This is a genomic window from Tenacibaculum sp. SG-28, assembly GCF_002954385.1.
GTDB lineage: Bacteria > Bacteroidota > Bacteroidia > Flavobacteriales > Flavobacteriaceae > Polaribacter.
Window position 1 is genome coordinate 576,467 of record NZ_MQVY01000002.1, and the last position, 12,916, is coordinate 589,382.

Consider the following 12,916-nt stretch of genomic DNA (forward strand, 5'->3'; position numbering starts at 1 on the left):
AGTATATTTTATCTAACATTTCATATAAAATACGAAATATGGTTTTTCTTGGCTTTTTTAGATTATTTTGAAAAACATGAACTCAAAACGTAAAATTTTAATTGTTTCCGGATTTTTTCCATATCCAACTTATCACGGTGGTATGGTAGATGTTTGGCAAAGAATTATTGGTTTAAAAGAGCTTGGTTTCACCATAGATTTATTGTATACCAGTAAGTTTGTTGTTGAACAAGAACACATCGATATTGTTTCCGAATATATAAATTGTTTTTACAAGGTCGATAGAAAAAATAGAGCTATTGATTTTTTTAATTTTTCACCGCTTCAAGTTATTTCTAGAAATAATTTACAAAACGTAAGTATTAATAAAAGTTACGATTATTTAATTTTAGAGGGAGACTATGTCGGTAGTGTAGTTCATAATTATACCATCAAAGCAAATAAACTAATTGTAAGGAGTCATAATGATGAATCTCATTACTTTAAGAATCTTAGCAAAAGTTCTAAAAGTTTATTGCGCAAAGTTTTTTATACCACCGAATCGTATAAATTTAAAAGATATACAAAGAAAATATACGATAAAGCCGATAAAATTTGGTTTATCTCCAAAAAAGAAGAGTCTATTTTTAAAACAGGGAATTCCTCTACTAAAAGTATTCACTTACCTGTACCATTTTCTATTTCTGATATAAAGAGGCCAGTTTTAAAATCTAAGAGTGTTCTTTTTGTTGGATCTCTTTTTATGGATAATAACATGGAAGGGATACTTTGGTATTTAAATACAATTCACGCTAAAATTTGTAAAGAAGTAAACGAGTATAAACTTATCATAGCAGGAAGTCTTGGAGAGAAAAAAGAACAGGAATTAAGGAAGGTATTTGATGCTTATACAAATATAGATTTGCACTTTAATTGCAGTAATCTTTTGGAATTGTATGCTGGGGCTACTGTTTTTATTAACCCTATGTTACACGGTGCTGGGGTGAAAATTAAGTCGGTTAATGCCATCGTTAACGGTCTTCCATTAGTATCCACAAATGTTGGCGTAGAAGGTATAGGATTGACTCCTCGTAAGGAATTTTTGTTAGGAGACACCGCAGCTGATTTTAGGGAAGCAGTCATCATGTTATTACTTTACCCTGAAAAAGGTCATTCCCTGGTGCAATACGCACAACAGTATTTAAAAGAGAACCATTATTTAGAAATTCTTAAAAATGAATTATGTACTTAAAAAAAGCATATAATTACAGTTTTTTGGGCATTGCAACCTTCCCTTTATTCAGTATAAAAACCGCAACAAAATTTATAGCCTTATGGGTACTATTTTCTATCATTATCCTTCTAAAAGAGAAAAGTTGGCGCTCTTTAAGAAAGACGGATATTAAATCTATTTTTATATTGTCGACCTTTTATTTAGTGTTGCTTGGTAATTATTTTTTTTCTGGATTTGATGCTTCTGTTTTAAAATTTTTAGAAACAGATGCCTTGTTTATCGTTTTTCCGTTATTTATATTTATAAATCGAGAATATTTTGGAAAAGAAACACTTCAAAGAAGTCTCGTTGTGTTTTTTTTAGCAAATACCATGCTTGCTTTAATTTGTTGGGCGAAAGTATACAGTATTGGGTATACCGAATTGGCGGCAGAAAATAATTTTTATAAACCAACATTTAGAAACTTATTTTCAGATACTTCAGGCATTCATTTACCGTATCTAGGTTTACTCTTTACCTTTTCTATTTTTATTGGTATTTTTTGGGTACGTAAAGCAAAGGGGAAAGTATATGCCAAGGCTATGGTTATTTTAATTTGCTTAGTACTTTTACTATCCATTGCTACTTTTTCGGCGCGAATGTCGCTTATTTCTTTTCTAGCAATTAGTATTTATATTTTACTGTGCACTTTAAGCGGTATTAAGCAAAAAGTTTTAGGAATAGTAATAATGCTATCACTTGGTGCTTTAATCGTATTTACAACCCCTATTAAAAGTCGAATTGATGGTGCTTTAGATAATTTTTCTTTACCTAGTCTTGCACAAAATGACACCCCACATGAGGTTAATTTACGATATGGAATTTATTATTGTACCATTCAAAACATAAAAGAGAATTTCTTTTTTGGAGTAGGGAAGCAAAATTCACAAGATAAATTACAGGCGTGTTACAATACATTTACCTATTCGGGAGTTAATGATTTTACAAAAGTTACTTATAATTCCCATAATCAATATTTGGATGTATTTTTAGCATATGGATTTTTCGGTTTCCTAATTATAACGGTATCTTTTTTCTGTGGTTTTTTTGTAAGGCCAAATTTACTTTATTCCGTATTTTTACTCCTTATAGCTATGGCTTTATTAACTGAAAATATATTTGATAGACAAGTTGGTGTGATGTTTTATACACTTTTCAACACCTTGTTTTTTTTGAATCAAAATAGAATACATAATTAGATGAAAAAAGCATTGGTACACGATTGGTTTTACACTTACGGTGGCGGCGAAAAGGTGGTGGAATCTATTACCAATATTTGGGAAGATTTTGACTTTTTTTCTATTGTAGATTATCTGTCGGATTCAGATCGATTAGAAATCCTTAAAGGAAAACACAGCACCCCAAGTTTCATTCAAAAATTACCCACTGCCAAAAAGAACCATCGAAAGTTCCTTCAATTGTTCCCTTTGGCTATTGAGAGTTTTGACTTAAGCAACTATGATTTGGTAATTTCTTCCTCTTCTTCTGTTGCAAAAGGAGTTTTAACACACCAAAACCAATTGCATATTTGTTATTGTCACTCTCCAATGCGATATGCATGGAACCTTCATTTTGATTATCTCAAGAGTAAAGGACTAACCAAGGGAGTAAAAGGGTTTTATGCAAAATATGTTTTGCATAAAATGAGAAGCTGGGATTTTATGAATAGTAATAGAGTGGATTTTTTTATTGCGAACTCGGAGTATATTGCAAAAAGAATCCAAAAAATATACAATCGAGAGGCAACAGTTATATATCCACCAGTAGATACGGACGCCTTTCAATTGCACACCGAAAAGGAAGAATATTATGTCGCTGCATCCAGACTGGTTTCTTATAAAAAAACAGATGTAATTATAAGAGCTTTTAACAAAATACCAGATAAAAAGCTACTAGTTATTGGCGATGGACCAGAGATGAAATACCTAAAAAAATCGCCAAAAACAATGTTTCTTTTTTAGGAAAAACAACACGAGAAAAGATGGTTACACTTTTACAAAGAGCGAAAGCCATAGTGTACGCAGCCGATGAAGATTTTGGGATTTTACCAGTAGAGGCACAAAGTTGTGGAACTCCAGTAATTGCCTTTAAAAAAGGGGGGCTCCTAGAAACAGTAATTGAAAACAAAACTGGTGTTTTTTTTAACAAACAACACGCAGACGCTATTGTATCAGCAGTTGAGGTTTTTGAAACCAAAGAGTTTTCTCCTACATTGATACGTGAAAATGCTCTTCGGTTTAGTAAAGATCGTTTTGAAAAAGAATTGAAGGTATTCGTAGAAGAAAAAATTACTGAATTTTACCATTGAAAAAGCGCTATTCTAAATACATAAATTTACTATTCCTTCTAGCGGATATACTTACGATACTTGTTATTGGCTACAGTATCCATGAACCAGAGTATTTTAATCGCTATTTTATAAGTTACGCGATACTATTTTGGCTTATTGCTGGCTTTATTACTAAATTTTATAAAGTATTTAGGTTTACCTCCACCTTTAAAGTTATAAGTCTTTTAGCAACCCAGTTTTCTTTGTTTGCATTGGGGTATTTTTCTTATTTTACGATTTTTAGAGAAGGTGTTGTAATTAATAGCCAAACCAAGGTGCTAACCTTACTATTTACGGTAGTAAGCTCTGTAAAGTTTATCGGGTTTTTTCTTCTGAGAAGGTACCGAACTTTTGGAAATAATTATCGAAAAGTTGTTGTTTTAGGGCAGGATAGTTCTGTAAAAAAAATGACAACCATGTTTCAAGAAGACAAAGAGTTAGGTTACCAATACGAAGGCTATTTTTCAGATGAAAAAAGAAAAGTAAATTTTACTTAGGAAAGATCGCTACCGTGCCGACTTATGTTTTGGAAAAAAATATAGATGAGATCTATTGTTCCCAAAAAGAAATATCTCCGGAGCAATTAAAAAAAATAACCCGATTCGCAACAAAATACAATAGAGTTGTAAAGATAATTCCTAATGCAGATGAGCTGTTTAATAAGAATGTAAAAAACGAATATTACGGAGATACAACTTTGGTGCTTAAAGTTAAACAATTGCCTTTTGAGGTGATAGATAATAGAATTATAAAGCGCATATTCGATATCATTTTTTCTATTTTTATCTGCATATTTGTGTTGTCATGGTTATATCCTATCATATTTTTATTGGTAAAAATAGAATCTAAAGGTCCGGTAATTTTTAAGCAAGTACGGGAGGGTTTAAACGGTACTTCCTTCGTGTGTTATAAATTTAGGTCTATGTATGTAAATTCCGATCAAAATACGATGCATGCCAGTGTACATGACTCTAGAGTAACAAAAGTAGGGGCATTTATGCGTAAAACAAGTATCGATGAATTCCCGCAATTTTTGAATGTTCTTTCGGGAGCAATGAGTGTAGTGGGTCCTAGACCTCATATTGAAAAATTTGCATTAGAGTACCAGAAAGATGTCGATAACTATATCGCAAGGCACGATGTGAAACCAGGGATAACAGGTTTGGCGCAGGTGAGTGGTTACAGAGGTGAAATACAGAAAAAATCGGATATTAAAAACAGGGTTCGACTCGATATTTTTTATATTGAAAATTGGTCTTTGGCGCTAGATCTTAAAATTATATTTAAGACAATATTTAGTGTTTTTAGGGGAGATGAAAAAGCTTATTAAAAATGCAGAAGCTCAAAATAACTTGTAGTATTGTAATTTTTGAGGAAAAGTTTTCGGTTCTTGAAAAAGCAATTACTAGTTTCTTGAACCTTCCTTTTTCTAAAAAGTTATTTATTATAGACAATTCTAAAGAAGCTAAATTTGACTTCTCACATCCTTGTTTAGAGTATATAAAGAACTCGAGTAATATTGGTTTTGGAAATGGGCATAATGTAATATTAGACACCCTTAAAGATCTTTCTGAATTTCATTTAATTCTCAATCCTGATGTCGCCTTTGAACCGCGGATTTTCGAAGAATTGATTTTAAAGTTTTCTACTACAGATTCCCTCGGGATAATCGCGCCTAAAGTATTATTTCCGGATGGGAAACTACAATATACCTGTAGGAAAAACCCTACGGTAAAAGAGATGGTGTCCAGAAGATTAGGTCTTTTTAAAAACTATACGCATCAAATGGAATATAGAGATCGCGATTTGTCTCTTTCATTTCATCCAGAGTTTATTCATGGTTGTTTTCTACTTTTTAAAACCGAAGATTTTATCGGTATTAATGGTTTTGATACACGGTATTTTTTATACCTAGAGGACGCTGATATCTGTAGAGAAATGATCGCCCGAGGAAAACAAATACTCTACTATCCAAACGTTGCAATTACCCATATACACAGGAAGGGTTCTGCTACAAGTTATAAGCTCTTTTTCTACCACCTCTCCTCTGCTGTAAAATATTTTAAAAAATGGGGAATATTTTGATAGAACCGATTTTCACACCCTATATTTGTAACGACAAAACAGAACACAACAATGAATATTTTAATTTTAGGTTCAGGAGGAAGAGAGCATGCCTTTGCTAAAAAAATTGCAGAGAGCGATAAAGTTTCGCGACTATTTGTCGCACCCGGTAATGCGGGTACTGCTACAATAGCGACCAACGTAGCTATAAACCCAACAGATTTTGAATCCGTAAAGGCACTAGTTTTAGAGAATGCTATATCTATGGTAATTGTTGGCCCGGAGGCACCATTGGTGGCAGGAGTACACGATTTTTTTGTAGCAGACGAAATGTTAAAGCACGTGTCAGTTATTGGTCCCAAAAAAGATGGTGCTCTATTAGAAGGAAGTAAAGACTACTCGAAGCAGTTTATGGAGAAACATCAAATTCCAACTGCAAAGTATCAATCATTTACCGCGGAAACTTTAGAAGCAGGAAAGAAATTTTTAGAGACTTTTTCTCCTCCGTATGTTTTAAAAGCAGACGGACTAGCTGCAGGAAAAGGAGTTTTGATTATTGATGATTTAGAGGAGGCGAGAAGCGAATTAGAGGAAATGCTCAGCAATGAAAAATTTGGAGTAGCCTCTTCTACCGTCGTAATTGAAGAGTTTTTAGATGGTATAGAATTATCTGTATTTGTCTTAACAGATGGAATTAATTACAAAGTATTACCCTCAGCTAAGGATTATAAAAGAATTGGAGAAGGGGATACTGGTTTAAATACCGGAGGAATGGGAGCTATTTCACCAGTTCCTTTTGCAGATGATGATTTTCTTCAAAAAGTAGAAGAACGCGTGATTAAACCTACAATAAATGGACTACAGAAAGACGCTATAGATTATCGAGGGTTTATCTTTATTGGGTTAATGAATGTGAATGGAGACCCTTATGTCATTGAATATAACGTTAGAATGGGCGATCCTGAAACCGAGGTAGTGCTACCTAGAATTGCCTCAGATTTAGTAGACTTGTTCGAAGGAGTTGCGACACAAAAATTAGCCGATAAATCTTATGAAGTAAGCTCGCAAACTGCTGCAACAGTAATGTTAGTTTCGGGTGGATATCCGGAGGCATATGAGAAAGGAAAATTAATAACAGGCGCAGATACTATTGAAGATTCCATTGTATACCATGCAGGTACCGCGTTACAAGGTAATCAAGTAGTTACCAATGGCGGTAGGGTGATGGCTATAACTTCTTTAGGGGATACCATACAAGAGGCCTTGAATAAAACATATGCAAACATCGAAACTATTTCTTTTGAAAAGATGAATTTCAGAAAAGATATCGGTTTTGACTTAGTGTAAAAAATAGATGTGAAGATAAAAAAACCCTTTCTTTTATAGAAAGGGTTTTTTATTTCATAATAAGATTAAACCTTACTTACTTTTAGGTTTTTTAAAATAAAACTTATACTGTAAGTATTGGTAGGCATCTCGAGGTAATATTTTAATCCACTTTTTGTGTTTTAAGAACCATTTAAAGCGAATGGAATTTATACCATTAGTTAAATAACCAGCAATAAAAGGATGAACATTTAACGTAATGTTCTTATAGTTTTTATCACTATTTATAATGCGCTCTAGTTCCGCTTCCATTTTGTCTAACAATACAACAGGAGCTTCAACTTCTCCATTTTTATTTGGATTTGGTTCTCTTGTTTTGATGTGTAATTCAGGTCGTACACGCTGTCTTGTAATCTGCACTAATCCAAATTTACTTGGAGGCAGAATTTTGTGTTTTGTGCGATCAAACGACATAGCTTCTTTTAAAAACTGAAAGAGTTTTTGTCTGTTTTCGGCACTTTTCATGTCAATAAAGTCAACTACAATAATTCCTCCCATATCTCTTAATTGCAATTGTCTTGCAATCTCTGCAGCGGCAATTAGATTTACTTCAAGGGCAGTTTCTTCCTGACTCAATGCTTTATTGGAACGATTTCCGCTATTAACGTCAATAACGTGCAGTGCTTCGGTATGTTCAATTACCAAATATGCTCCTTTACTCATAGAAACCGTTTTTCCGAACGATGTTTTTATCTGTCTTTCGATACCATATTTTTCAAATATTGGTGTTTGTGCCTTGTGTAGTTTCACTATTTTTTCTTTTTCAGGATAAATTTCTTGTAAGTATTCTTTAATTTCTACTTTTAAGGCTTCATCGTTGGTTATAATGCTTGTAAAAGACTCATTCATTATATCTCTCAAAATAGAGGATGCTCTATTTAATTCACTGAGAATTTTTGTTGGCGTGTTTGTGTTTGCAATACTTTTACACATCGTTTTCCAACGTTCTAGCGAATTTTGAAGATCTCTATCTAGTTCTGCTACTTTCTTACCTTCAGCAACTGTTCGAAGAATAAGTCCAAAACCCTTTGGTTTTATACTTTTTGCTAATCTCTTTAAGCGTTCTTTTTCTTTGTTATCTTCTATTTTTTGAGAAACTGAAACTCGGTTAGAAAAAGGAACTAGGACTAAATATCTACCAGCAATGGAGAGCTCGGAACTTATTCGAGGTCCTTTGGTAGAAATGGGTTCTTTTACAACTTGTACTAATAAATTTTGACCTGATTTTAGTACGTCTTTGATTCCTCCGTTTTTATTGATATCTTCTTCAAAACGGAAGTTTTTTAAAGTGAATTCTTTGTATTTACCTGTGCTTACCTTTTTAATGAATTTGTTTAAAGACTGCACTTGTGGTCCTAAATCGTGGTAGTGTAAAAAACCATCTTTAGGATATCCAACGTTTACAAAAGCAGCATTAAGACCAGTCATTACCTTTCCTATTTTAGCAAGAAAAATATCTCCAACTGAAAAATTATTGTCGCTTGTTTCTTTGTTTAATTCAATAAGTTTACCATCTCTTAGTAAGGCAAAATCAATATCAGAAGAATTGGAACGAATTATTAATTCTGTTTTCATCTGAAAATAGTTTTTGTGCCTGCGTATTTGAATACGAAGACGGATTAAAATTTGTAAACAGGTATTTTAATACCATGTAAAAGGTGTTTAAACCTTTTTGTCAATGAACTTTTTAGCGTTTTAAGCAAACGAAAAAGTAAGCAATTGCTTACTTTTTCTTATGACGGTTTGCTCTAGCTCTTTTCTTTCTTTTGTGTGTAGAGATTTTAGCTCTCTTTCTTTTTTTACCACTTGGCATAATTATCGTATTTTAAAGAAAGTCGGTTGTAACGACTTTCACATTAATATTTGTTTTTATTATTTTACAGCTACCTTAGTTTTAACTCCTTCTGTGAAAACTTTTGAAGGTTTAAAAGCTGGAATGTTGTGTGCAGGAATTTTAATAGTAGTATTTTTAGAAATATTTCTACCAGTTTTTTCTGCTCTTTTCTTAATGATGAAGCTTCCAAAACCTCTCAAATATACATTATCACCGCTTTCTAAAGAGTCTTTAACCTCTTCCATAAATGCTTCAACAATTGCTAAAACATCTCCCTTTTCAATCCCACTCTTATCCGAAATCTTGGATACAATATCTGCTTTTGTCATTATAAATATGTTTTTTGTTTTCTTTAAAATTTGAGCATGCAAATATATGATAATTAATCTATTCCGGAAAAGTTAAATAGTTAAATCTTGAAAATTTTAATAAATCTCATTTGCTTCATAATCATTAGGTTATCTATTTTGTGCATTTTGATACCGCAAACCATAGTAAGCTATTCCTGTTGTTGCTACCAATGGTTTTTCCTGAATTTTAATTTGAATAGCCAAACTGTATTCTTTCAGGAATGGTTTATACCAACAGTTTGGACGTATTGTATATTACAACAAAGAGTAATATTTTCGCATTATTATTTACAGTAATGATATTTAATAGAGAATTAACAAAATGGTATGTATCACACCAAAGAAATTTACCGTGGCGAAGCACTAAAAACCCATATTTCGTTTGGTTGAGTGAAATTATGCTGCAGCAAACTAAAGTTTCTCAGGGGTTACCATACTATCTTAAGTTTGTTGCTGTTTTTCCTACTGTATTTGATTTAGCAGATGCTTCAGAAAGTGAGGTTCTCAAGCTATGGCAAGGTCTAGGATACTATTCAAGAGCAAGAAACCTGCACCATACCGCCAAGTATGTTGCCACAGAATTAAATGGCGTTTTTCCAAATAATTACAAGGGTTTGTTGCAGTTAAAAGGAGTGGGAGAGTATACAGCATCTGCCATTGCTTCTATATGTTATAAGGAACCTGTTGCAGTGGTTGATGGAAATGTCTACCGCGTACTTGCCAGGGTTTTCGGGGTACATACCGCTACAAATTCTACTCAGGGTATTAAAGAATTTAAGCAGTTAGCTAATAGCCTTTTAGACGTAAATGCTCCCGGTAATTACAACCAAGCAATCATGGACTTCGGCGCCATCCAATGCACACCGAAAAAACCAAAATGTACCACGTGTATTTATACACGAGATTGCTTTGCCTACCTAAATAATCAAATAGATGTTTTGCCCTTCAAAGAAAAAAAAGTAAAGGTTAAAAAGAGATATTTTAATTATTTAGTTACCGTTACACAAGACAATACAACTATTATCGAAGAACGAAAGGGAAACGGTATTTGGCAAGGGTTATACCAATTTCCATTAGTAGAAGGATCGATGAAAATGTCACGACAAATGATAGCCGAGTCTAGTGTGTATAGATCGTTGTTTCCAACCACTGCAGAAATTTCCTTATTTAACACAAAAGAAATTATACACAAACTTTCCCACCAACATCTGCACACCCAATTCTGGATAGTCAAAACAAATACATTATCGGCTGCAAACCAATCTTGGCTTCACATACAGGAAAAACCTGTGCCTGTTTTGATTGCTAACTTTTTAAGTGAATTTCTAAAAGAACGGCAGTAATTTTGTATATTTGAGATTACACAGAAGTAAACTATGGCCGGAACAATAAATAAAGTGATTTTAATTGGACACCTCGGAGATGCAATCAAAATGCACTATTTTGAAGGTGGGAACGCAATTGGACGTTTTCCTTTGGCAACTAATGAAACCTATACAAACCGTCAAACCGGAGAAAGGATATCGAATACCGAATGGCACAATATTGTTGTCCGAAACAAATTAGCAGAAATATGTGAAAAATACCTTAGTAAAGGAGATAAGGTATACGTAGAAGGACGCATTAAAAATCGGCAATATGAAGTGGATGGACAAAAACGTTACACCACAGAAATACAGGTTCAGGATATGACATTCTTATCCACTAAAAAAGACCCCAATGCCCCTGATAAATCGCCCATAGAACCAGTTCAAAGTCACAAAGAATCTTTTCAAACAGGTCCTGACACCGCTATTAGCAGCGATGACGATTTGCCTTTTTAGATAACTAAATTTTAATCTTTTGGATCCCGAACCCAAACTTGTTCTTTTAGTACTACATTTTGATTGGATAATTGCTATGCATTGTATAGCCTTGCTCGGTTTGTTAATATGTTCCGCCTTAATCTCTGGAACAGAGGTGGCATTTTTTTCCATTTCGCAAACGGAATTGGATCATTTAGATCGAAAAAACAAAAAGGGCGATCCTGTTGTAAAATTACTAGAAAATCCAAGAAAGCTTTTAGGAACGATTTTAATCACCAACAATTTCATTAACATATTAATTGTATTGATTTTTGCAGCACTCGGAGAATTTCTATTCAAAGATTTATCTGGTGTAATAAAGTTTTTAATTGAAGTTGTTTTAGTTACCTTTCTAATTTTACTTTTTGGAGAGGTTTTACCGAAAGTTTATGCTACTAGAAGATCCTTATCTTTTGCAAAATTTATGGCTAAACCAGTTTTATTTTTAAATACTTTTCTTACGCCTTTAAGTTTTCCCCTGATTAAACTTACCAACAGTATTGAAAATAAGCTTGGAAGTAGACGCAATAGTTTGTCGGTAGAAAAGTTATCCCAGGCACTAGAACTAACTGCTCCAAGTGCAACAAGCAAAGAAGAACAAAAGATACTGCAAGGAATTGTTTCTTTTGGTACTATAGAAACAGTCCAGATTATGAAACCCCGAACAGATGTATGTGCAATAGCTGACGACACCAATTACAAAGAAGTTCTTAAAATTATTTTAAAAAATGGCTATTCTCGTAATCCTGTTTATCATGAAACCATTGATAATATTGTTGGTATTCTGTATGCTAAAGATTTGTTGAAGCATCTTAATAAAACCACTTTCCATTGGCAAAAGTTGCTTCGCGAGCCATTTTTGTTCCGGAAAATAAAAAGCTAGACGATTTATTAAAGGAGTTTCAAGAGAAAAAAAATCACCTGGCGATTGTTGTAGATGAATACGGAGGAACTAGCGGAATTGTTACCCTAGAGGATGTTATCGAAGAAATCGTTGGTGATATTAATGATGAATTTGACGATGAAGATTTGACCTATTCAAAATTGGATGAAAATAATTATATTTTTGACGGTAAAATTACCATAAAGGATTTTTGTAGAGTACTAGAGGATTCGGACGAACATATCTTTGCGGAGGAAAAAGGAGAAAGTGAAACGCTGGCAGGTTTTATTTTAGAGGTTTCAGGAAAATTTCCGAAGATAGGAGAGAAAATAAACTTTAGTAAATATACGTTTATCGTGGAGGCAATAGATAAAAAAAGAATAAAACAAATTAAAGTAACAAGAAATGCGTAATGTCATATGGTGTATTACCTTATTAATTATATTGGGCTGTTCTGAGGAATACATTCCAAAACCAAAAGCTATTTAAGTTTAGAGTATCCGGAACAAAGTTTTATTTCTTTGCCTGTAAAACGGCCTTATAATTTTGATATTCCAACGAATGCAGTCACTGTTCCATTACCCCAAGAGTGGTTGAAAATCACCTATCCAGAATTAAAAGCATCCGTAGATATTACCTACCGTCCTATACACAATAATTTGAAGGAGTTATTTTTAGAAGCTGAAAAATTAGTTTTAGAACATACCATTAAAGCAGACTTTATTTCTTGGAGAGATTTTGAAAGACCGGAAGCAAAAGTATATGGAAAGATGTGCGAAATTGGAGGGAATGCAGCATCGCAAGTTCAATTTCACGTAACCGATAGTTCGAAACATTTCCTAAAAGGTTCGTTATTTTTCTATGCTAAACCAAACTATGATTCTATTTATCCTGCCGTAGAATACATCAAAAAAGATATGATTCGGATTATGGAAACTTTAGCCTGGGAAAATTAGATCCGTAGTACTCATACT

The 12,916-nt window shown here is 33.2% G+C and carries 13 protein-coding genes and 1 pseudogene; 12 read left to right on the plus strand and 2 right to left on the minus strand.

The features are described from left to right. Window positions 1–76: 76 nt before the first annotated feature. Genes BSU00_RS07530 through purD form a run of 8 tightly spaced genes read left to right on the plus strand, consistent with a single transcriptional unit; the run spans window position 77 to window position 6,992 of the window. Window positions 77–1,231 carry a glycosyltransferase family 4 protein gene (locus BSU00_RS07530; RefSeq protein WP_105003808.1) on the plus strand — a complete coding sequence of 385 codons (1,155 nt, stop codon included), beginning with the start codon at window positions 77–79 and terminating at the stop codon, window positions 1,229–1,231. Continuing rightward, window positions 1,222–2,451, plus strand: coding sequence for an O-antigen ligase (locus tag BSU00_RS07535; RefSeq protein WP_105003809.1), 1,230 nt, complete (start codon window positions 1,222–1,224; stop codon window positions 2,449–2,451). Before BSU00_RS07530 ends, BSU00_RS07535 begins: the two co-directional genes overlap by 10 nt. Continuing rightward, the gene (locus BSU00_RS07540) at window positions 2,452–3,213 is read left to right on the plus strand and encodes a glycosyltransferase (RefSeq protein ID WP_233188646.1); all 762 of its coding nucleotides are present in this window, start codon (window positions 2,452–2,454) and stop codon (window positions 3,211–3,213) included. It abuts the gene before it with no gap. Then, window positions 3,186–3,560 carry a glycosyltransferase gene (locus BSU00_RS13330; RefSeq protein ID WP_369820304.1) on the plus strand — a complete coding sequence of 125 codons (375 nt, stop codon included), beginning with the start codon at window positions 3,186–3,188 and terminating at the stop codon, window positions 3,558–3,560. The genes BSU00_RS07540 and BSU00_RS13330 overlap by 28 nt, the downstream gene beginning before the upstream one ends. Beyond that, entirely contained in the window at window positions 3,557–4,078 is a 522-nt protein-coding gene (locus BSU00_RS13335) for a nucleoside-diphosphate sugar epimerase/dehydratase (RefSeq protein ID WP_233188648.1), read from the plus strand. Before BSU00_RS13330 ends, BSU00_RS13335 begins: the two co-directional genes overlap by 4 nt. A gap of 29 nt (window positions 4,079–4,107) precedes the next feature. Beyond that, entirely contained in the window at window positions 4,108–4,911 is an 804-nt protein-coding gene (locus tag BSU00_RS13340) for an exopolysaccharide biosynthesis polyprenyl glycosylphosphotransferase (protein ID WP_233188649.1), read from the plus strand. A 2-nt stretch (window positions 4,912–4,913) separates the two neighbouring features. After that, window positions 4,914–5,666, plus strand: coding sequence for a galactosyltransferase-related protein (locus BSU00_RS07550; protein WP_105003810.1), 753 nt, complete (start codon window positions 4,914–4,916; stop codon window positions 5,664–5,666). Window positions 5,667–5,717: 51 nt separating this feature from the next. Beyond that, the gene (gene purD, locus BSU00_RS07555) at window positions 5,718–6,992 is read left to right on the plus strand and encodes a phosphoribosylamine--glycine ligase (RefSeq protein WP_105003811.1); all 1,275 of its coding nucleotides are present in this window, start codon (window positions 5,718–5,720) and stop codon (window positions 6,990–6,992) included. Between the two features lie 72 nt (window positions 6,993–7,064). Here purD and BSU00_RS07560 read toward each other — a convergent pair whose 3' ends face one another. Then, a complete protein-coding gene (locus tag BSU00_RS07560) occupies window positions 7,065–8,606 on the minus strand; it encodes a ribonuclease E/G (protein ID WP_105003812.1) in 1,542 nt (513 codons plus the stop codon). A gap of 297 nt (window positions 8,607–8,903) precedes the next feature. After that, the gene (locus tag BSU00_RS07565; RefSeq protein ID WP_105003942.1) at window positions 8,904–9,194 is read right to left on the minus strand and encodes an HU family DNA-binding protein; all 291 of its coding nucleotides are present in this window, start codon (window positions 9,192–9,194) and stop codon (window positions 8,904–8,906) included. A 317-nt stretch (window positions 9,195–9,511) separates the two neighbouring features. Here BSU00_RS07565 and mutY point away from each other — a divergent pair, with 317 nt between their 5' ends. The 4 genes and pseudogenes from mutY to BSU00_RS07585 all read left to right on the plus strand — a co-directional run bounded on the left by mutY (window position 9,512) and on the right by BSU00_RS07585 (window position 12,898). Beyond that, the gene (mutY, locus tag BSU00_RS07570) at window positions 9,512–10,558 is read left to right on the plus strand and encodes an A/G-specific adenine glycosylase (protein WP_105003943.1); all 1,047 of its coding nucleotides are present in this window, start codon (window positions 9,512–9,514) and stop codon (window positions 10,556–10,558) included. A gap of 33 nt (window positions 10,559–10,591) precedes the next feature. Next, window positions 10,592–11,038, plus strand: a complete 447-nt coding sequence (locus tag BSU00_RS07575; RefSeq protein WP_105003813.1) for a single-stranded DNA-binding protein — start codon at window positions 10,592–10,594, stop codon at window positions 11,036–11,038. A gap of 19 nt (window positions 11,039–11,057) precedes the next feature. After that, window positions 11,058–12,355 (plus strand): annotated as a pseudogene (gene gldE, locus BSU00_RS07580) (gliding motility-associated protein GldE). Window positions 12,356–12,463: 108 nt separating this feature from the next. Then, the gene (locus tag BSU00_RS07585; RefSeq protein ID WP_233188650.1) at window positions 12,464–12,898 is read left to right on the plus strand and encodes a gliding motility lipoprotein GldD; all 435 of its coding nucleotides are present in this window, start codon (window positions 12,464–12,466) and stop codon (window positions 12,896–12,898) included. The last annotated feature ends 18 nt before the right edge of the window (window positions 12,899–12,916 follow it).